General features: G+C 65.9%; 20 protein-coding genes and 1 pseudogene. 7 read left to right on the forward strand and 14 right to left on the reverse strand.

From position 1 onward, the window contains the following. Positions 1–13 precede the first annotated feature (13 nt). Positions 14–973 carry a metallophosphoesterase gene (locus LT988_RS10760; protein WP_232410130.1) on the forward strand — a complete coding sequence of 320 codons (960 nt, stop codon included), beginning with the start codon at positions 14–16 and terminating at the stop codon, positions 971–973. A gap of 509 nt (positions 974–1,482) precedes the next feature. Here LT988_RS10760 and LT988_RS10765 read toward each other — a convergent pair. After that, complete coding sequence (locus tag LT988_RS10765) at positions 1,483–2,154, reverse strand: cysteine hydrolase family protein (RefSeq protein WP_232410131.1); 672 nt, start codon at positions 2,152–2,154, stop codon at positions 1,483–1,485. A gap of 429 nt (positions 2,155–2,583) precedes the next feature. Beyond that, complete coding sequence (locus LT988_RS10770; protein WP_232410132.1) at positions 2,584–3,294, reverse strand: DUF3581 family protein; 711 nt, start codon at positions 3,292–3,294, stop codon at positions 2,584–2,586. Between the two features lie 484 nt (positions 3,295–3,778). On the opposite strand from LT988_RS10770, the gene LT988_RS10775 reads away from it, so the two are divergent. Both LT988_RS10775 and LT988_RS10780 read left to right on the forward strand, forming a co-directional pair. Further along, positions 3,779–4,126, forward strand: a complete 348-nt coding sequence (locus tag LT988_RS10775) for a hypothetical protein (RefSeq protein WP_232410133.1) — start codon at positions 3,779–3,781, stop codon at positions 4,124–4,126. A gap of 64 nt (positions 4,127–4,190) precedes the next feature. Further along, positions 4,191–4,613, forward strand: coding sequence for a hypothetical protein (locus tag LT988_RS10780; RefSeq protein ID WP_232410134.1), 423 nt, complete (start codon positions 4,191–4,193; stop codon positions 4,611–4,613). Between the two features lie 527 nt (positions 4,614–5,140). Here LT988_RS10780 and LT988_RS10785 read toward each other — a convergent pair. Beyond that, complete coding sequence (locus tag LT988_RS10785) at positions 5,141–5,440, reverse strand: hypothetical protein (protein WP_232410135.1); 300 nt, start codon at positions 5,438–5,440, stop codon at positions 5,141–5,143. A gap of 64 nt (positions 5,441–5,504) precedes the next feature. After that, positions 5,505–6,002, reverse strand: a complete 498-nt coding sequence (locus LT988_RS10790) for a YHS domain-containing (seleno)protein (RefSeq protein WP_232410136.1) — start codon at positions 6,000–6,002, stop codon at positions 5,505–5,507. 243 nt (positions 6,003–6,245) lie between these two features. On the opposite strand from LT988_RS10790, the gene LT988_RS10795 reads away from it, so the two are divergent. Beyond that, positions 6,246–8,078, forward strand: a complete 1,833-nt coding sequence (locus LT988_RS10795; protein ID WP_232410137.1) for a sigma-54 interaction domain-containing protein — start codon at positions 6,246–6,248, stop codon at positions 8,076–8,078. 105 nt (positions 8,079–8,183) lie between these two features. Here LT988_RS10795 and LT988_RS10800 read toward each other — a convergent pair whose 3' ends face one another. From LT988_RS10800 to LT988_RS10845, 10 genes and pseudogenes are all read right to left on the reverse strand, one after another. Then, positions 8,184–9,563, reverse strand: a complete 1,380-nt coding sequence (locus LT988_RS10800; RefSeq protein WP_232410138.1) for an FAD-containing oxidoreductase — start codon at positions 9,561–9,563, stop codon at positions 8,184–8,186. 68 nt (positions 9,564–9,631) lie between these two features. Continuing rightward, complete coding sequence (locus tag LT988_RS10805; protein ID WP_232410139.1) at positions 9,632–11,377, reverse strand: MOSC domain-containing protein; 1,746 nt, start codon at positions 11,375–11,377, stop codon at positions 9,632–9,634. A gap of 85 nt (positions 11,378–11,462) precedes the next feature. Next, on the reverse strand, positions 11,463–11,939 hold the full coding sequence (locus LT988_RS10810) for a nuclear transport factor 2 family protein (RefSeq protein ID WP_232410140.1): 477 nt from the start codon (positions 11,937–11,939) through the stop codon (positions 11,463–11,465). Between the two features lie 90 nt (positions 11,940–12,029). After that, positions 12,030–12,437: an isochorismatase family protein gene (locus LT988_RS10815; RefSeq protein WP_232410141.1), complete on the reverse strand. Its 408-nt coding sequence runs from the start codon at positions 12,435–12,437 to the stop codon at positions 12,030–12,032. A 102-nt stretch (positions 12,438–12,539) separates the two neighbouring features. After that, positions 12,540–12,773: a hypothetical protein gene (locus LT988_RS10820; RefSeq protein ID WP_232410142.1), complete on the reverse strand. Its 234-nt coding sequence runs from the start codon at positions 12,771–12,773 to the stop codon at positions 12,540–12,542. 417 nt (positions 12,774–13,190) lie between these two features. Then, entirely contained in the window at positions 13,191–13,685 is a 495-nt protein-coding gene (locus LT988_RS10825; protein WP_232410143.1) for an anthrone oxygenase family protein, read from the reverse strand. A gap of 122 nt (positions 13,686–13,807) precedes the next feature. Then, a complete protein-coding gene (locus LT988_RS10830; protein ID WP_232410144.1) occupies positions 13,808–14,230 on the reverse strand; it encodes a VOC family protein in 423 nt (140 codons plus the stop codon). 236 nt (positions 14,231–14,466) lie between these two features. After that, positions 14,467–14,589: pseudogene (locus LT988_RS10835) on the reverse strand (Rpn family recombination-promoting nuclease/putative transposase); the annotation flags it as partial. A gap of 66 nt (positions 14,590–14,655) precedes the next feature. Further along, on the reverse strand, positions 14,656–15,186 hold the full coding sequence (locus tag LT988_RS10840) for an ester cyclase (protein WP_232410145.1): 531 nt from the start codon (positions 15,184–15,186) through the stop codon (positions 14,656–14,658). Positions 15,187–15,324: 138 nt separating this feature from the next. Next, positions 15,325–16,263 carry an alpha/beta fold hydrolase gene (locus tag LT988_RS10845; RefSeq protein ID WP_232410146.1) on the reverse strand — a complete coding sequence of 313 codons (939 nt, stop codon included), beginning with the start codon at positions 16,261–16,263 and terminating at the stop codon, positions 15,325–15,327. A 584-nt stretch (positions 16,264–16,847) separates the two neighbouring features. Here LT988_RS10845 and LT988_RS10850 point away from each other — a divergent pair. The 3 genes from LT988_RS10850 to LT988_RS10860 all read left to right on the forward strand — a co-directional run bounded on the left by LT988_RS10850 (position 16,848) and on the right by LT988_RS10860 (position 18,873). Then, entirely contained in the window at positions 16,848–17,801 is a 954-nt protein-coding gene (locus tag LT988_RS10850) for an alpha/beta fold hydrolase (RefSeq protein ID WP_232410147.1), read from the forward strand. Between the two features lie 218 nt (positions 17,802–18,019). Further along, positions 18,020–18,397, forward strand: coding sequence for a DUF6152 family protein (locus tag LT988_RS10855; RefSeq protein ID WP_232410148.1), 378 nt, complete (start codon positions 18,020–18,022; stop codon positions 18,395–18,397). Between the two features lie 2 nt (positions 18,398–18,399). Then, entirely contained in the window at positions 18,400–18,873 is a 474-nt protein-coding gene (locus tag LT988_RS10860) for a hypothetical protein (RefSeq protein ID WP_232410149.1), read from the forward strand. Positions 18,874–18,903: the final 30 nt, after the last annotated feature.

Raw genomic sequence — 18,903 nt, forward strand, 5'->3', positions numbered from 1 at the left:
GACAGGAGCGAACATGTACGATCTGATCGGCGACATCCACGGCTGTGCCAATGAGCTCAAGGCGCTGCTCGCGAAGATGGACTACCGGGAACACCACGGCGTCTGGCGACATCCGACACGCCAAGTGATCTTCCTCGGCGACTTTATCGATCGCGGACCGGCGCAGGTCGAGGTGCTGGAGATGGTTCGCGCGATGGTCGACGCCGAGCAGGCGCTCACGGTCATGGGCAATCACGAGTTCAACGCCGTGGCTTGGGCCACGCCGATCTCGCCGGGCGCGAACAGCTATTTGCGGCCCCACTCCGAGGACAATCGCAGACAGCACGTGCAGTTCCTCGCTCGGGTCGGCGAGGGCAGCCAGGTCCACGACGAGTGGATCGACTGGTTTCGCGGCCTGCCGCTCTGGCTGGATCTGCCGGGTTTGCGCGTCGTCCATGCCTGCTGGCATCAGCCCTCTTTCAAGATCCTGACCGAACACCTGGACCACGGACAACGGATCCGCGACGAGACCGCTTGGGCCGCACTCACCCGAGAAGGCGACCCGGCCTACGAGGCGCTGGAGACGGTGCTGAAAGGCTTGGAGATTCCGCTTCCCGAGGGCGTCGAGTTCAAGGACAAGGACGGCAAGATCCGCCGGAATGTCCGCACCCGCTGGTGGAAAGAACACCCGATCACCTACCGCGATCTCGCGATTGCACCGACCGCGGTCATCCCGCAGATCCCGCACGAGCCGGCGCCCGAGGATATCCTGCCGGGGTACAACGGGGACAAGCCGGTGTTCGTCGGACATTACTGGATGAGCGGTACGCCGCGCCCGCTGTCCGCACGCGTCGCCTGTCTGGACTACAGCGTCGCCGCAGGCGGGAAGCTCTGCGCTTACCGCTGGGACCGAGAGCATGACCTGGTCGACGCGCAGTTCTGCTGGGTCGACGTGGATCGCAGCCAACCCGCAACGCAACGATCGGTTTCATGAAAGCGCACAAGGTCATTGAAGATTACCCGCGCTGGACGGCTCCGGTTGCGAGCCAATGGGTTGATCCTTGGCGCGGCCCTGGTCGGCTACCTTCCGGCGCAAGCCGCGAGACGCATCGACATGCCGATACCTGCAGATGAACGCGAGTACGTGGTCGCTCTCTTTCGGGTTCTTGAGGAACCTTCCCATGAATCGGAGCCGCTCCGGCTTGTGTGTCGCAGCAAGGCTATAGAGGGGGACGATGAGCCTTAGGCACCCTCCTGGGCTGCCATCTTGCGAAGCGCTGCCGCGGAGCGCCTCGTCGGGCGCTCTCGCTTCCACACCGCATCGAGAAAAGCCGCCGCCTGCGCCTCCGGCGGGCGCTTGGCCCGATAGGACAATTCCAGGTGCTGCCTGCGGCTGAACGACCCCCGCGTGCTGATCGCCGGCAGGTCGAAGGCCAGGATGCCTCCGATCAAGGGTGACGGGGCGCGGTAGCGGTGTCCGCACGCAACCGCATCGGCCCGGCCTCAGAGCCTCATGATGTCCCGCAGCTCCACGCTGCCGAGCACCTGGCAGTAGATCATGTTGAGGATCTCCAGCTCGCGCCGGTGAAGCTCGTCGGTACCGGCCGCGCAGGCGTCCTCGACCACGATGACGTTGAAGCTCTCGTCGGCGAGACTGCGTACCGTGGAGGAAACGCACTGATCGGTGAAGATCCCGGTCAGCACCACGTTGCGGATGCCCATGTTGGCGAGGATCAGGCGCAGGTTGGTGCCGGTCAGGGCGCTGTCGGTGGTTTTGGTCACGACGATCTCACCGGGGAGCGGCGCCAGCTCGGGTATCAGTTGACTGGCCGCGCTGTCCTTGGGCAGCAAGAGCGCGTTCCAGCCCGGCTTCTTCTGGCTGAGCGAGCGGTCCCGCCCGTCCTCGAGCAGGCAGGCGATGCGGGCATGGATGACGTCCATCCCCTTCGCGCGGAAGGCGTCCTGCAGGGCGCGGGTGGTCGGGATGACGATCTCGCGCATGCGCCGGTGGAAGGGGAACCAGCGCGCCGCCTCCTGCGGATCGGACGGGATCTCGAGATAGAGGTTCTGCACGTCGATGCTCAGCAGCGCTGTTTCGGCCGGGTCCAGCACAAGGTCCTCGGGCTCGGGTGCGTGCGCGTAGTAGAAGGAGCGGTAGGCGGTCTTCCAGTTCATTCAGACTCTCCGGGTCATTGGACGGACGGGTGTATCGCGCGGCCGAGCCCAGCAGGGGCGAGCCGTCTGCGCCGAGCATCCTCGCGAGTGCAGCGTAACCGGCTCGACCCGGTTGTGATCCGTCGCCAGCGGGACGTCTCATGGGCGATTACGCCGTCGGGCGTGACGATCCTATTCGGGTCGGCAGGGCGTCGAGGTTCAGCCGTGACCGGTCACCCAGCGCCCGAAAGACGGTCATTCCTCAATCCTCTTAGCGGTCCGTCGTGGCCGATACATGGGATTCTTAGCCCAAACTGCCGAAAACCCACTTTGGAAGACTGCATCGCCCTGCCCGACATGGATTGCAGCCCGGGGCTTGCCGAGGTCTATGAGCGGGAGGGTATTTCCGGCTCATCCCGAGCAGCCCCCGAGCCGGCATCCATAAGGCGGTCAGACGCCAGCCAGATAGGCTGCCTTCCACCCGGCATAGCGCTCGACCAACCCCCGTAACGCCTCGGGCTCATAGGCCCGCAAGCCGCTCAGGATCAGGGTCTTGGAGCCCTGCCCGACCGGCTCCCCGGCGGCAGTCAGGCGGAACCCGAGTCGGGCCTCGCCGCGCTTACCCTTCACCTCCAGCTCGGTCGATTCCAGAGCAATGCCCACGTCGGGGCAGTCCAATCGGTCCAGCTCGAACGACATCCGGTCGTAGATCACCAGGGGCCGATCCGGGTTGATCATCACGCCCTGCTGCTCCATAAGCGGCACCAGAATGTGTGGAAAATTCTGGCCCGAGAAGGCCACGTAGCGGCGCACGAACGATTCAATCATGACCAGATCCCTGGTCACCTGTCCCGAACGCTCGACCTCGAGACAGGGATTGCCGTCGGCCGTTTCGACCATGACGCCGGAGTCGCTCTGAATGACATTCAATGCGGCATCCGCTCCAACCATTCCGGTGAAGTGAAAGGTCATCCGACGCGCAAGACCACATCTGGCGAGGACAAGCGCAAAGAGGAGATCGCCAGGGGCACAGAAGCGCGGATTCATCGCATCGTGGATCGGATTGAAATCACCCGCGATCTCCTTGGCGAAGGCGCTGCCTTGCGGCGCGGAGATGCGCAGCGTGCCGTCTACGGCCGCGTGGAAAGGATCGAGAAACATGGCTCAAAGCTCCGAGGTATGGGAGGCCGGACGACCTGCCGCCGGGGTGAGGACAGGAGATCGACCGCGCGAGAGGGGTCGGGTTGGCGCTGGTTGTTCTAGTACCCCGTTCCACCCTATTTTGCATGCTCAGAGCCCCCCAAAGGCGCCGGGGCAAGGCACAGTCGGCGGGGAATAGTGGATCCTATTTCCAAGGGCTGTAACGCCGCCCCGGCGCCTTTGGGGGGCTCCCGAAGGGCAAGGCGAGAAGCGTTCGGCGCCGTTGTTGCGCGAGCTTGAAAGAGGACCACTCTTCCTTCACTCGCGCGCCTAGCCGCCGAACGCTTCTCGCCTTGCTGAGCACGCAAAATAGGGTGGAACGGGGTACTAGGGGTAAACTGGCGCTGCGTGCCCACGCACCACGCGGTTCATCCCCGCAGACGCGGGGAACACTTGGAGAAGCAAGCCCGCGAAGGCGCCCCGGCCGTGCCGAGGTTAAGCTTAGATGCCGTTTCAGATCCACTACGAGACGTTGGAGAACGTCTTCCCCCGCCATCAGCGAGAATCAGCCATGATCCAATGCTACGTTCGCGTTTGCTCGGTACTGCTGTGCTGGCTTGCTTTCTCCCCGGTCAGCCCTGCCGCGGATGCGCAGGCGTGCGACGCGCAGCCGCGCAAGGACTGCATCGCGAGCGCGGATTGCAGCTGGCAGACCATCGGTGCATGCGAGTCGAGCGGACAAGAGGCCATGGGTTGTGCCGGATACACCAAGGCCAAGCCCTGCAACGGGAGTCGAAACACCTCCGGCGCGAAATGCGAATGGGTGGTGTCGGAACAATGCGTCGCGCGATGACGCCGGGCGGGCACTCGGGACGCCTGACGTGTTTGGGCAACCCTCTTGAACAGCGGAGACCGGGATGACGCGGCGACAGAACTTCGTCGACGGCGAACGCATCCGGAAGGCTCGCACGCTGCGCCGTGTCGAGCCTATCTACGAAGTCCTCGCGCAAGCGCTGGCAACGATTCCGGATCTTCGCTTCATCAAGCTCTTCCCGGGACGGCTGAGTGCCTCGAACCAGCTATCGACGGACGGGAAGCAGAGTCCGGTCGTGGCGGTCGGCGCCGCGGGGACCATCCGCGTCGAGTTGCTCATCGACACGAAAACCCACGTGGTGCAATTCTACGGCATGACTTCCGCGCGGCAGGGCTGTGGGCGAAAGATGGTGGAAACCGTTGTTGCCGCCACACCCTCGGACTGGTTTCTCGCCGTTCCCTTCGACTGGAGCGGCGGTTTCTGGGCGCACATGGCGGATGAATACCCGCGAATCCAGATATTCTGACGCCGTGCCCGGCCCTGCAGGCACGCTGCCGATTTCGAGTATCGCCGAAGCGGATACCGCGGAGTGCCGCCGATCAGGCTGATTCGCGTTTAATCAGAGGAGCCGTTAGATGTCGAGCAAAAGCGGCTGACGACCCAGATCGACCACCGAGCCGAGCCAACCGACCAATCGCTGTGCTCCGGGAAGCCGTCACCGGTCTTTCGCAGCGTGGTGACTCTTCAATCCTGATACCGGTCACCCGCCGTCCGGCGACCGACGGACCGGTCACGCCCCTGGGCTGCCGCTCGGCTATCGGTCGTGAGCGACCGCTTTCTCCGGGACACCGAACCTCGCTTCGAGATCCTCCGCTTGCTGAGATGCGTCAGTTCAAGCCATCCGACCGACGTGCCTTGGTGAAGGCGTTGACTGTCACTCAGTAAAGACAGCGGGGGCGCGTGCCGAGCGAAAAACGGTCGCGCTCGCGCCACGGGCGCGGGGTTGCCGCCGGACGACCGGAGGGACGCCTTTCCTCCGGTCGCCGAGCTGTCCTACAGGAAACCCCCGTAGAAGGTGCTTGCGGGGGCGAGGTCGGAATTCATTCGCTCGTTGCTCGGGATCCGGCCCTCGATTGTTCGATCCATGTCCGCAAACCTCGTCGATCCCTCCACGATGCTATCCTCAAAGTGCTCCTCCGGCGAGGCCGACCGGCTTTCAGCGATGCGAGCCGTCTCCGTTCCGATCTCGGCCCAGATATAGGAATCCGGTCCGCCGACGCCGAATCCGCCTTGTCCCGCGAAGGCCGGTGAGATCACGAGTGTCAGGGCGAGGGTACCAAGGATGTTCTTCATGGTCTGTTCTCCAGTCAAGTGGGATTGTTTCTTGAGTCGAGCACGTGCCTTGGACGTGCGAGGGTCAGCGGCTGTTGACCTCGGAGACCGCGACGTGATGCATCCCGGGCCAGTTCTGCTCCGCCTTGGTCAAGGTCCCGACCTTGTCTTCCTCGTAGGCCGCGAAGGCGGCCGCGTCCAGGAACAGGTAGAGCTTGGAGTCGACGATGTCGGCGTAGCGCGGATTGGCGTCGAGCTTCTTGCCGACCGCGACGCCAAAGGCGCAGTAGCCGCCGTATTGCGGCTGATAGGCCGCGGGGTCGGCGGCGAAGGCATCACGCGTGTCTTGGCTGGCGAAGTAGTAGGCGACACCGTCGTGGACGTGGCTGAACTTGGCTTGGCCGTCGGTGACGCCGAGACCAAGCGCGAGGGCCACGCTGTCGGTGCCGCGCAGCGCAACGCGCTCGCCGGTACGGGTCGTGCCGCTTGAGAGGTTGTACTCATCGACGGCGAGTGCCACGGATGCGGTGGAGAGGCTGCCGATGACGGTGGCTACGCTGATCAGAGTGTGGATGGGCTTCATGACGTTACCTTTCAGTGATCGCCAGAGATTGGCGAGGTTTGTGAGCCCCGCAAGCCGCATGGCTCGCGGATCGTGCCGCCGGCGCTCGATGGCTTTTCCGGTCGTGCACTTGCCTTATTACAAGCGCCATGCCAACCATTAATATTTTTAAAAAACATAGAGATAAGATAGAGGCGCCGACTCAAGAGATTTGTGGACCACAAATCTCCGTGGTCTAATACGCAGAAATTTGGGGGGACAGCGATGACCGCATGGCCGTTTGCCGACGCGCCCACACTCGTGGCGGAGCTGGACGAAGCGCTCACCTGTCTTCACACCAGCCGTGGCTGGCGCGAGCGTCTCGGCTTGGCGCAGCCCCCGGAAGCGCCGGCCATGCCGCTCGGCGCCTTGCTCGCGCTGGATGAGCCGCCCGGGCTCGAGCATCGCCTCCGAAGCGAGGTGCTACGCGACGGCCACGCCATCGAGAACACGCCGGTCTCTTTGCGCGGCAAAGCCAGACTGACCCGGGGACTGCTGTCGGCGTGGCGCGCGGCGCCGGACGCGGGGTCACCGCGGCTCGTGCTGAGCGTGACCTGCAGCGAGGACCTCGACACTGCGCTTGGGGAGCTGCGGCAGTTGCGCACGCGCCACGAGCTCATCCTCAACGCCGTGGGCGACGGCATCTACGGCTTCGATCGCGAGGGCGGGCTCACGTTCGGCAACGCGGCCAGCATGGACATCCTCGGATGGGACCCGGAGCACTTGATCGGGAAGATCGCGCATGACGTGCACCATCACTCCCATGCGGACGGCTCGCCCTATCCGCGCGAGGACTGCCCGATCTACGCCGCGCTGAGAGACGGTGCCGTCCATCGCGTGGACCATGAGGTGTTCTGGCATACCGACGGCTCCGCCGTGGCGGTCGAGTACACCAGCACACCGATCGTCCAAGACGGCGCCATCCAGGGGGCGGTCGTGGTGTTTCGCGACGTCACCGAGCGCCGGGCGATCGAGCAGCAGCGCGAGGCGGCCTATCGCGAGATCGGCCGCCTCAAGGAGCAGTTGGAGCTGGAGCGCGACTATCTGCGCGAGGAGATCAAGATCAACCTGGACTTCGGGGAGATCATCGGCACCAGCGAGGCGCTGCGCCAAACCTTGGCACAGATCGCCGCCGTGGCCCCGACACCGGCCAGCGTGCTGGTCCTCGGCGAGTCCGGCGTCGGCAAGGAGATGATTGCGCGCGCCATCCATGCCCGCAGCGAGCGCGCCGACAAGCCCTTGGTGAAGGTCAACTGCGCCTCCATCCCGGCGGAGCTCTTCGAGAGCGAGTTCTTCGGCCACGTCAAGGGCGCCTTCACCGGCGCGCACCGCGACCGGGTCGGGCGTCTGCAGCTGGCCGACGGCGGGACCCTGTTCCTGGACGAGGTCGGCGAGATCCCGCTGAGTCTGCAAAGCAAGCTGCTGCGCGCGCTGCAGGAGCGCGAGCTCGAGCGCGTCGGCGACGACCGCACCATCCAGGTGGACGTGCGCGTAGTGGCCGCCACCAACCGCGACCTGGACGCCGAGATCAAGGCTGGACGCTTTCGCGAAGACCTCTTCTATCGCCTGAGCGTCTTTCCGATCCTGGTGCCGCCGTTGCGCGAGCGCCCCGAAGACGTCGCCCCACTGGCGCAGCACTTCCTCGAGCGGGCCTGCGCGGAGCTCGGGCGCGAGGGTCTGCGCCTGTCACAGCAGCAGGCCGATGCCCTGCAGCGCCACGACTGGCCCGGCAACATTCGCGAGCTGAAGAACGTGATCGAGCGCGCCGTCATCCTCGGCAAGGCCGGGCGCGCCCGGCTGGATCTGGCCATGCCGGGCGATGCCGGCACGATTGTCGATCCGCCGCCGACGGAGCCCGGGCCAGAGGGACCGGGCGGACACGCCGGCTTCGTCACCGACGCGGAGATCCGGGCGCGCGAGAAAGCGAACATGCTGGCCGCGCTGCGGCATGCAGGCTGGAAGGTCTGGGGCAACGATGGCGCCGCGCAGTTGTTGGGGCTCAAGCCGTCCACGCTGGCCTACAAGATGAAGGCGTTGGGTCTGCGCAAGGAGATCTAGCCGGCTTCACGTCGGAGGCCCTCTGAGATCCCGACGCCCGAATCGCGCCAGCGGCGCCGGTGTGTCGCCGAGCACCCGAACCCGCGCGACGCGGCCTGGCCCCGGCTATTCCAGGGCGCCGAGGTTACCCAGCAGCGTCGGAATCAGCTCGCTGACCGTGGGATGGATGTGCACGGCACGCTGGATGACCGTGTAGGGCGTACCGGCTACCATGGCATCGAGGAGCGTGTGGATGACCTCGTCGCCGCCGAGGCCGATGATCGCGGCGCCGAGCATGCGCTGGGTCTCCGCGTCGATCAGCACCTTCATGAATCCTTGCGTCTCGCCGCGCTCGCGGGCACGTCCGACCCGGGTCATCATGAGCTTCCCCATGAGGACCCGCCGGCCGGTGTCGCGCGCCTGCTGCTCGCTCAGCCCCGCTCGCCCGAGCGGCGGGTCGATGTAGAGGGCATAGGCCGGTATCCGATCGGAGACGCGCCGTGGCGCGTCGTCGAGCAGGTTGGCCACGAGGATCTCGTGGTCGTTGTACGCGGTGTGGGTGAAGGCGCCGCGGCCATTGACGTCGCCCAGCGCCCAGACACCCGGCGCGGTCGTGCGCAGCTGCTCGTCCACCAGGATGAAGCCCCGCCCGTCGGTCTCGATGCCGGCGCTGCTCAGCCCGAGATCATCCGTGTTGGGCTGCCGGCCGACGGCCAGCAACAGATGGCTGCCCTGGACCTCGGCCGGGCCCTCTTGGCAGTCCAGATGGACGGCAACCCCGGCGTCTTGCGCTCGAACGCTCAGGCATGCGGCATTCAGCCGGACCGCGACACCCTCGGTTTCCAGGATCTCCTGCACGGTCCGCGACACGTCCGCGTCCTCGTGCCGGATCAGCCGCTCGCCCTGCTCGATCACCGTCACCCGGCTGCCGAATCGGCGGTACATCTGCACGAATTCGAGCCCAACGTAGCTGCCCCCGACGATGACCAGATGCTCCGGCAAGACGTCCAGGTCCAGCAGGCTGGTGCTGGTCAGATACTCCACCTGGTCGAGCCCGGGCAGGTCCGGGACCGAGGGGCGCGCGCCCGTGTTGATGAAGATCCGCTCGGCGTGCAGGACCTCCCCGTTCACGCGCACCCGATTCGGACCGTCGAATCGGCCATGGCCGTCGTAGGTACGGAGGTTTGGCATGGTCTTCAGCCAGCCGGTGACGCCATCCTTGGAGGCCTTCACGACGGCGTCTTTCCGGGCCTTGACCCGCGCCATATCGACGTGGACCTCGCCGTTGATCATGACCCCGAACTCGGGTGCTCGTCGGGCCACGTAGGCGGCGCGGGCGCTCGCGACCAGTGTCTTGGTCGGCGTGCAGCCGACGTTGACGCAGACACCCCCGAGGTGCTCGCGCTCGATGAGGGCCGTGCTCAGCCCCGCGGCCGTCAGCCGCTGCGCGAGGGAGGGGCCGGCTTGTCCGGCGCCGATGATGATTGCATCGTAGTGTGTTGTCATGGCGGATTGCTCTCTGATTGATGGCGTGTGGGGATTGATGGCGTGTGGGTGAAGGCTAGGGCGGACCCTCAGATGGCGAGGATCAGGTCGCTCGCGGGAACCGAGCAGCAGATGAGCACGGACCCCGGGTCCGGACGCTCGACGGGCTCGATGCGGTAGGTCACCTCCCCGGCGATGCGCGTGCACAGGCAGGTGTGGCAGATTCCGGAACGGCAGCTGAAATCGGGTCGCAGACCACGGGCCTCGGCCAGCTCCAGGAGGCTCTCGACACCGGGATCCCAGGCGGCGGTGACGGCGGACCGCTCGAAGACCACCTCAAAGGCAGGCGAGCGGTCATCGTCCGTCACCCGGGTAGGCGCCTGTTCGGCACCCGCCTTCAGGACGGATGCGGGACCAAAGAACTCATAGTGGATGCGGTCCTCGGCGACGCCCCAATCCAGCAGCCCGTTATAGAGGGACCGCATGAAGGGCGTGGGACCACAGAGGTAGAAGTCATACGCCGCGGGCGGAAGCAGCGCCTTGAGTACGTCCACAGAGACATGACCGACGCCAGCGTGGCTCGGCCCTACAGCGTCCCCCGGCTCCGGCCGACTGTAGCGGACATGGAGATGGACACTGTCGTGCGCGGCGGCGAGACGCCGCAGGTGCTCACCCATGACCTGCTCGCGAGCGTTGCGCGCGCCGTGGATGAACCAGACCTGCCGCTTTGATCCTGCGGCAACGATGGCGTTGAGCATGCTGATCATGGGTGTCAATCCGATCCCGGCGCTGATCAGCACCACCGGCGTCTCCTGACCGGGGTCGAGGCAGAGCTCACCCCGGGGGGACCTGACACGGAGCTTCGTACCGGGCCGGACCTGGTCATGGAACCAACTCGACGAGAGGCCGGGCGGTGCCTCGGGCCGCTGCGCCGGGGGCAGCTCGCGCTTGACGCTCAGTCGATAGTGCTCGGGGTTGGGGGCGTCGGAAATCGTGTATGTCCGGGTGACCGGTCTTGGCTGGCCCGGGATGTCCAAGCTGAGGGTGAGGAACTGCCCTGGCTTGAATGCGGGCAAGGCCTCCCCGTCCTCGGGAGTCAGATAGAAGGACGTGACGGTCTGCGTTTCCGCGACCCTGCGATCCACGACGAACGAGCGCTCGCCATCCCACCCCCGCGGTTCGGGCGCCGACTGGGCCGCGTCCAGCTGCTTCTCCAGGTGCAGGCGCCAGGCATCCCCCAGGTCGCGGGAGGCAAGCACGCGCCGCAGTCCGTAGGGATCGCGTCTTCCGGACCGGTAGACATGAATGAACTCGGCGATGGTGACCGAGCGCGGGTCGCTGTCGACGCGCTCGATGGTGTCGCCCGCGCCGATCTCGCCCTCCTCGATGACGCGCAGGTAGAAGCCGAGCCGGCCGCTCTCCAGGAACCGACGCAGGAAGTCCGGCCCCGCGGCCATGCGCAGGGCGAGCTTGTAGCAGGGGATGCGGGGCTGCGTGACCTGCAGCAGGGCGCCGCCCACGCGGAACCGATCACCGACGCGCACCTGCTCCTCGGTCAGCCCTTGTAGCGTCAGGTTCTCCCCGAACTGACCGAACGGAAAGGGCGCGCGCTGGAGCGCTGCCTGCCAATAAGGGTAGTGCTCGACCGGATAGGCATACACGGCCATGTCGCGTCCGCCGTGCACCTTCCGGTCCGCCTGGCCATCGCCGTCGAGATTCAGCGTGCGCGCCCTGACGCGCCCGACGACGGGCTCTTTGAAGATGCCCGTGGTGATGGTGGCGCCCTGGTGGGGCACCTCCTTCGGGAGAGAGACGTTGACGGAGAGCAGTTTCATGGTTTCAGTCCAGGTTGGTTGGCCTTGGCTCGGCGGGGCTGCCGTCATCGCCGGCACAGGCAGGGCTCGCCGTTGCCGGCCGGGATCACAAGGCCAGCTCGGACAGGCCCTGGTGTCCCTCGGGCCGCGGTCCCGGCGGCCAATGGAAGAGGCGCTGCTCGGGGCGAATCGGCAGGTCATTGATGCTTGCCAAGCGCACGCGCATGAGTCCCTTTTCGTCGAATTCCCAGTTCTCGTTGCCGTAGGAGCGGAACCAGTTGCCCGCGTCGTCGTGCCACTCGTAGGCGAAGCGAACGGCAATACGGTTGTCGGTGAAGGCCCAGACCTCCTTGATCAGCCGATAGTCGAGCTCCCTGGCCCACTTGCGGGTGAGGAACTGGACGATCTGCGCGCGTCCGTTGACGAACTCCGCACGGTTGCGCCACCGGCTGTCCGACGTGTAAGCGAGCGAGACCCGCTGGGGGTCGCGGCTGTTCCAGGCGTCCTCGGCGAGGCGGGCCTTCTCCGCGGCGGTCTCGGCGGTGAAGGGGGGAAGCGGTGGTCTGGTGTCGGTGGTGCTCATGGGGGTTCTCTTTCTGTATCGGTGGCTCGAGTGTTGGTGTCCCCGACGCGCCAGGGTGGGATCGCGCCGGGGACAGGCGTGGGGCGGCGCTCAGTCGGCGCGCATGGCCGCGACCGCTTCCTCGGTGCTCCACACCGTATTGGCCAGGAAGCGGAAGTTCACGAGCGCGGCGGCGTAGCCGTCCCCTTCCTCGACCTGAGCGGCCGCCGTCGCATCCGCCACCACCGCGACCTCGAACCCCTGCTCGAGCAGCTCGCGCAGGTGGGACTCGGTGCAGAGATTGGCGGACATCCCGGCCAGCACGACCTTGTCGATGCCCTGTTTGCGCAGCTGCAGCACCAGGTCGTTGGTCTCGGGGCCGTAGATCTTGTGCGGGCTGGTGACGGTGGTTTTGCCGTCCTCGATCTCCATGCCGGGATTCGGCAGATCCGCGAAGGCGGGCGAGAGGGTTAGCGTCAGGGATGCGGCGACACACAGGGTCTTGGCGACGGTCTTCATGGTCTTGCTCCGGATCGTTGGATGGATGAGCGGTGCTCTGGGCAGCCCGCAGGTCTTCGAGCGCCGGCTCGATCGCCCTGGCTTTCGCCGCGACGGGTCGCGCTACAGGGACGGAGAGGCCCTGCCGGCGCGTCCCCAGTCGCACTTGTGCTCCACGCGTTGCAACAGATGCGCTTCCAGGCGCGTGCAGAGGGGCAGCCAGAGCCAGAGGCACAGGGCCAGCGCGCACAACAGGTCGGCGATGTGAAGACCGTCCATCACCATCCCGCCCAAGCTCAGGGCGAAGATCAGTCCACGGTTCAGGTTGATGAGGTGACTGCGTCGTTTGGCGTTCATATCGGCCTCTCCTGTCGCACGCTTGCTCTAAAACAAATGCCGAGCCAACAGATAATAATGTTCAAAAACATATGCTTATAGAGCGTCGCGTGCCACAGGAATTCGTGGACCACAAAAACTTGTGATTCGAGACTCAGGAAATCGAGGTGGCTGGATGACAGGTGGATCTGTCGGCGGGTGCACGGCCGCTCGCGTGCGGCTCCGCTAGCCGGGCGCAGGCGATCGGAGGCGGTATGGCGATCGCAACTGAGCTTAGGCGATCGTTCGATTGGACGAGCAGCTCAGCCGCTCGGTCGCGCAGAGGCCAGGTCGCCTTGCTCAATGCAGGCAATAATCCAGACCATCACGACGCTGGAAATGACTGGCGTTGGGGGCATTGAGGGCACTGGACTTCGGGCGCTGCGTTGAGGGGTCTGCTCAAAGCCTGAGCATCAGGAGTATCAGCAACACCGAGGTCAGGCTCGCCACGACCGTCCTGATCGCATTCCATCGATTCCAGCGCGGCTCGAATGCCCGGCGCGCCGATGCTTGCGCCGGCTCCTCCAGGCCATCGAGAGCGAGCGCTTGGAGCTGGTTGTTCAGCGGAACGTTCACGATGAACGTCGGGAGTTGGACACCGAGAAGATAGAGGGTCGCAGCGACGACGAGGAGCAGGCGATCGGCTCCATCCAAGGACCACAAGCCAAGAACGGCCGCGACGGCCAAGGTCGCCACCGAGCCGGCCCAGACGAGCACGAAGATCGGTTGCCCCCGCTGGATCACACCATCCATCACCTGAAACGCTCGGATGAACTCCCGGTCGCTCAAGCGCTTGAGGCCCGGCATCACCACGACAGCGAACGCCAACAAGAAGCCCGCGACCAACGAGCAGAGAAACGTCGCCAAAAGCAGGATGAGCTGCAAAAGTCCCATGGTGTCTCCAGTTGGTCGAGCGCCGGGGCGCCTGTCAGGAAGGGGCCGGAGCGCGCTGCACGTCGCCCTGTCGTCCGCAACACCAGGCTGCCCACGCGGGTCATTCCGGCGTCTTGCTCGGCTTAGCCCCGGGCGGTGCCCTTGAGCTCGACCGTATTGCCCTCGGGATCGCGGATGTAGAGCGAGGGTCCGCTCCCCAGGGCACCGTAGCGCGTCACGATCTCACCCACCTCCACGCCCTGCCCGCGCAGGTGCGCGATAATGGCGTCCGGATCCCAAGGCTGCACCTGCAGACAGACGTGATCCATGTTGGGCGCGCCGTGCTCGGGAGGCTCACCGCCCGCTCGGCCCAAGTCGCTCTTGACATCGACGAGATCGATCAAGGATCGCCCGGCGCGTAGCTGGGCGAGCCCGATCTCGCCTGGCCCGCGCTCCAGCCGGCAGCCCAGAACGTCGCTGTAAAACATGATCATGCGCTCCAGGTCGACGGCGCGAAGCACGACGTGGTCGATCAGAGCGATATTGATGGGGCTCGGCTGACGCATGGTGGCTCCTCCAGGTCGCTTGCGCGCATCTGAAGTCAGAGTGGCGCCCGTTGCGCGCGTTCCAATAGGCGGATGTGCGGCAGCAATCGCAAATCTCCTCAAAGTCCGCTAAGCGCGATTTTGCCGCCACACCCTGAATCGTTGGAAATGTCCATTTTTGGCCGAGTCCTTCTACCTCGGACCTTTCGGATCGACTGACCGCTGCTGGGGCCATGCGACCTCAGAGCAGTCAACCTTCCCAAGGGGATCTCGCCTGCGGCGGCCAGGTCCTGATTCAGCAGTCCGATATCGGTCAACAGCCGCACCGCCATGAGGCGATCGACGCTCGATTGAAACTCCAGCAGCAAATGGACGTAGACCGAGTGCTGGATCTCAAAACCCCGCATTTCGACTTGATCCGCGCTGCCTTCGCCAAAGTCCCGGCGTCAACCCTCATTGAAAAAGGGATCCGGCAACGCGGGATTTCGCAGCTTCGCCGCCGCCCCGGCACCGACCACCGGCAGGTTCGCCGGATCGAGCAGGCCGATCTGCACCAGAACACTCGCCTGATCCCAGTGGATGTGCTCGTACGATACCTTGCCATCCTGGATGCCGACGATCACCACGAATACCGCCTCGACCCGCTTGCCCGTCGGTTCCACCCCCGGAAGCATCCAGTCGATCTTCTGCGTGTGTGTGAAGGAGATGATCAGCTCATCGACCAGCCGCTCCTCGCTGTAGGTGCGGGAGACGGTCTCGAAGGTGACGTCCGGCGGGAAGAACTGCCCGACGAGCCGCTTGTCGTAGAAGGTCCGGACACCCTCCGGCCCCTGCCCGCCAACCATGGTCGGCACGTTCACCAGATGTGGGGTTGGCGCCATCGTCGCCAGCGTCCGGTCGAGATCTCCCTCCAACTCCGCGTTCATGTGCGCCGCAAAGATCGCATCGAGTCTTGCTTTCAGGTTCGGGTTTGACATTCGATGTGTGCTCGCAGTAGGGGTGGGCGCGCGCAAAGACGCTGCGACGCAAGAAATCAACGGGGCTACCCACGCTGAGTCGCGGTGATCACGAAGGACGAGGGCGACAAGATCGGCACGTGTGTGCAGCGACCCGGATTAGGGCACCACGCGTGCGGCATTGTCCGCCCCGAAAAACTCGACCAACAGGCGCTGCGTCTCGGCGGTGCGTTCGAGCATCGGCAGGTGGCCGGTCTCGGGCAGGACGACAAGCTGGCTTCCGGGTAGGCGCTTTCGGAGCGTTGGTGCAGCCGATGCCGGATAGATTGAATCCCCCTCGCCCCAGACGATGAGCGCGGGGATGTCGATGTCCAGTGGCTCATCGGCATCGCCGGCCAAGACGTCATCGAAGAGATTCACGATGTCCCAGACCTGCCGATAGTGCCGATTGCGCGCGACATAATCGCGAATCAGCTGTTCGCGCACCTCATCCGGAACCTCCGGCGGCTGCACAAACAGCAAACCCATCTCCAGCTCGAACTGCGCCTGGTCCGTGGGGATGAACGGATTGATGCCTCGCAGGATTGCCGCGCGGACCCCCGGACCCCAAGGCTCGACGCCCAATGGCGGCCCAATGAAGGCTAACCTGTGCACCCGAGCTGGATCGCACTGTGTGTACAAGGCCGCGATGGCGCCGCCAAGGGAGTTGGCCGCGAGGTCGAACGTCCTCAGCCCGAGCCCGTCGGCGAACTGACCAAGCAGCCGCACCTGACGTCGCAGATCGTAAACGCCCACCGGATAGTCGCTGCTTTGGCCGAACCCCGGCAGATCGGGGGCGATCGCATCGAAGCCGGCCGAGGCAAGACCGCACAGCACACCTTGCCACTGCTCCTTTTGCGCGAACAGTCCATGCAATAGGATAACCGGCTGTCCGTGCCCGGCACGATCGTAGTGGACGTGTCCGCCGTCGACCTCGATCGACGCGGAGTGCAACGCGCAGCTGTCCTCGACGTCCTTGGCCTGGAGGCCGGTGACAACCAGCAGTCCAAGGATAAGCCATGCCGGAAAAGTCGCTCGCAGGATCAGGAATTTACCCACGCTCTAGGCCTCGCCGTAGATCCATCGGTTAGCGGCTTGTCGGGCGAACAGGTCATGGCATCGACGCATATACCTTGTCGACTACGCCGTCTGATTTCAAGCGCGAAGGGGACCAGGCCGATGGCATTGCGGCGCGTCACTGGCTGACGCCCTTGCATCAGGTCTTGCCGGCCAACGGCCCATGCGCGGAGCATGCCCGGTGACAATGAACAAGGTCAAGATGTCGGGGTCTCAGACGCAACTGCTGAGGTACATCAAGCGGCACGATCGCAACTTCGGCAATATTGGCGACCCCCCTTCTGGTCATCTGCAACGGATCGTCAAGACGAGTACCGACCCAAGAGCGGTCCCTGGAGCCGAGATGTCTTAGGGGAGAAATCGGTATCAGCTGCCTCTCATCGACCGCAAGCGTATGGCTCTTCAATCCGAGCGGAAAGTCACTCGTTGTTCGACGAGAGACAAGTCGCGACCCAAAACCGACCTGTTTCGCGAACCGGACCCGCATCGCAAGGTGCTCCCCGGCGGCTGCCGTACGAGTTGGTCTTGACCCCGCGAGGTTGGGCTGAGAAGCCCGGAGGTATCAGATGCAGTGGTCTGCCGCGTTGCTGCTCGCCTTGCTTGCCGGATCGGCGGCTTGGACCCTGGTCACTGTTTGGCGGGCCGAGTCGGCCAATCCACCCATCGGGCGGTTCGCCGAGGTTGACGGGCTGCGCGTCCACTACACGGACCAGGGGCAGGGCCGGCCTCTCATATTGGTCCACGGCGCGAGCACCAGCCTTCTGGATTTCCACGCCAGCATCGGCGGAGCCCTGGCCGCGAGGTACCGGGTGATCGCCTTGGACCGCCTGGGCCACGGCTACAGCGAGCGTCCTGCCGATGCTTGGCCGAATCCATTGGCTCAGGCCCGCATCCTTTACAGCCTGGCACGGGAGTTGGGCCTGGAGCGCCCGATTCTGGTCGGGCACTCCTGGGGCGGCTCCGTGGTTCTCGCCTATCTGCTCGCCTACCCCGGCGAGGCGGCGGGCGCGGTGCTCCTTGCCGGCGTGACCCACCCCTGGGAGGGGGGCGTGGCCTGGTACAACGACCTGGCGGGGGTCCCGGTGCTCGGGTCGCTGTTCGCCTACACCTTGGGCGGGGCATTGGGCCCGCTCGCCATCGACGGCGGGATTACGCAGGTCATGGCTCCGGACCCGGTCCCGGATGGCTATCGGTCGCGCACCGGGGTCGACCTAGGCCTGCGGCCGCGGACCTTTCTGGCCAACGCCGAAGATATGCGCCGCCTCAGCCCCTTCCTCGCCGAACAGCGGGCCGGTTACGCTCGTATCCAAGTCCCGCTCTTGCTCATCACGGGCGATCGGGACGACGTGGTTCCCGCCTGGAATCATGCCGACCGCCTGATTCCGGAGGTCCCCGGGGCGCGCCAAGTCGCGATCCCGGGGGCCGGCCACGGCCTGCACCACACCCGAGGCGATCTGGTGGTGAGGCTCATCGAGGACTTTGTCGCGGAAACGGACGCGGCCCACGGCGCCGGTCATTGAGTCCGAAGTCGGCATTCCCGGGTCCGCGTGCGGTGTCCGGCACCGCTACTGGCCTCTGGTCGTGGGGTGGTGGCAGGGCGCCCTTCTCGGGCCATGCGCGACCGGCGCCCTGGTTCCCGCCGCCGCGCGGAACCGCTCGGGTGCCCGCCCGGCCGGCGGGTTGCAGGAGGCAGGGTGCGCCCCACCTTCAAGGGCAGGTAAACGCGGGAGGTCTACCCATGGCGCGACGCATCACCGGACGCATCTCCACCGCGGTCCTCGCCGCGGTCCTCGTCATGCCCGTGGCGGCGGTGGCCCATCACGGCTGGCGCTGGACCGCGGGCGAGAACATCGCCCTGACCGGTCTCATCACCGCGGTTCGGCTCGGCAATCCGCACGGGCTCGTGACCGTGGACGTCGAGGGCGAGCCCTGGACCGTCGAGGTCGGCCAGCCCTGGCGCAACGAGCGCGCGGGGCTGACCGACGCAGACTTCGCCATCGGGCGCGAGATCCGCGTCGAGGGCGAGCCGGACGCGGCCGCCTCGCGCCGGGTCATCAAAGCCGAGCGGCTTTGGTTCGACGGGCAGCGGCACGAGCTCTATCCCGAGCGCGATTGAGGGTGGAGGCGCTCGCCGCGCTCGGGGCGACGCTCGCCGACTGGCCGCTCGCCGAGACGATGCGGCGCACGCGCTGGGGTTACGCGGCGGCGAGCACCGGGCACGTGGCCGGGATCGCGCTGCTGGTCGGCGCACTCGTGCCCTTCGACCTGCGGCTCCTCGGCGCCTGGGCCTCGGTGGAGCGCGCGGTGCTCGCGCGGGTGCTCCTGCCGGTCGCGGCGGCGGGCCTGGCGCTGGCAGTGAGCTGCGGGGTACTGCTGTTCCTGGCGGCGCCTGCGGACTACCTCGGCGCGCCGCTCTTCCTCGCGAAGATGGCTCTGGTGGCGGCGGGGTTGGGCCAGGCGGCTGCGCTCCACCTCGGCCCCGGTCTCGCCGCGGCGGGGGCGATGCGGCTTCGGGTCGCCGGGGCGCTATCGCTTGTGTGCTGGACGGGCGCGCTGGTCGCGGGGCGGATGCTTGCGTTCGTCGGCGAGTGAGGGGGATCTTCGGCGTGGTTCCGGCCATCC

Origin of the sequence: Thiocapsa bogorovii (genome assembly GCF_021228795.1) — a bacterium.
Lineage (GTDB): Bacteria > Pseudomonadota > Gammaproteobacteria > Chromatiales > Chromatiaceae > Thiocapsa > Thiocapsa bogorovii.

Bases quoted from the DNA above. Each gene is read 5' to 3' on its own strand.
- LT988_RS10760 (WP_232410130.1), top strand. From the start codon at position 14: ATGTACGATCTGATCGGCGACATCCACGGCTGTGCCAATGAGCTCAAG.
- LT988_RS10765 (WP_232410131.1), bottom strand. From the start codon at position 2,154: ATGAACTGGAAGACCGCCTACCGCTCCTTCTACTACGCGCACGCACCC.
- LT988_RS10770 (WP_232410132.1), bottom strand. From the start codon at position 3,294: ATGTTTCTCGATCCTTTCCACGCGGCCGTAGACGGCACGCTGCGCATC.
- LT988_RS10775 (WP_232410133.1), top strand. From the start codon at position 3,779: ATGCCGTTTCAGATCCACTACGAGACGTTGGAGAACGTCTTCCCCCGC.
- LT988_RS10780 (WP_232410134.1), top strand. From the start codon at position 4,191: ATGACGCGGCGACAGAACTTCGTCGACGGCGAACGCATCCGGAAGGCT.
- LT988_RS10785 (WP_232410135.1), bottom strand. From the start codon at position 5,440: ATGAAGAACATCCTTGGTACCCTCGCCCTGACACTCGTGATCTCACCG.
- LT988_RS10790 (WP_232410136.1), bottom strand. From the start codon at position 6,002: ATGAAGCCCATCCACACTCTGATCAGCGTAGCCACCGTCATCGGCAGC.
- LT988_RS10795 (WP_232410137.1), top strand. From the start codon at position 6,246: ATGACCGCATGGCCGTTTGCCGACGCGCCCACACTCGTGGCGGAGCTG.
- LT988_RS10800 (WP_232410138.1), bottom strand. From the start codon at position 9,563: ATGACAACACACTACGATGCAATCATCATCGGCGCCGGACAAGCCGGC.
- LT988_RS10805 (WP_232410139.1), bottom strand. From the start codon at position 11,377: ATGAAACTGCTCTCCGTCAACGTCTCTCTCCCGAAGGAGGTGCCCCAC.
- LT988_RS10810 (WP_232410140.1), bottom strand. From the start codon at position 11,939: ATGAGCACCACCGACACCAGACCACCGCTTCCCCCCTTCACCGCCGAG.
- LT988_RS10815 (WP_232410141.1), bottom strand. From the start codon at position 12,437: ATGAAGACCGTCGCCAAGACCCTGTGTGTCGCCGCATCCCTGACGCTA.
- LT988_RS10820 (WP_232410142.1), bottom strand. From the start codon at position 12,773: ATGAACGCCAAACGACGCAGTCACCTCATCAACCTGAACCGTGGACTG.
- LT988_RS10825 (WP_232410143.1), bottom strand. From the start codon at position 13,685: ATGGGACTTTTGCAGCTCATCCTGCTTTTGGCGACGTTTCTCTGCTCG.
- LT988_RS10830 (WP_232410144.1), bottom strand. From the start codon at position 14,230: ATGCGTCAGCCGAGCCCCATCAATATCGCTCTGATCGACCACGTCGTG.
- LT988_RS10840 (WP_232410145.1), bottom strand. From the start codon at position 15,186: ATGTCAAACCCGAACCTGAAAGCAAGACTCGATGCGATCTTTGCGGCG.
- LT988_RS10850 (WP_232410147.1), top strand. From the start codon at position 16,848: ATGCAGTGGTCTGCCGCGTTGCTGCTCGCCTTGCTTGCCGGATCGGCG.
- LT988_RS10855 (WP_232410148.1), top strand. From the start codon at position 18,020: ATGGCGCGACGCATCACCGGACGCATCTCCACCGCGGTCCTCGCCGCG.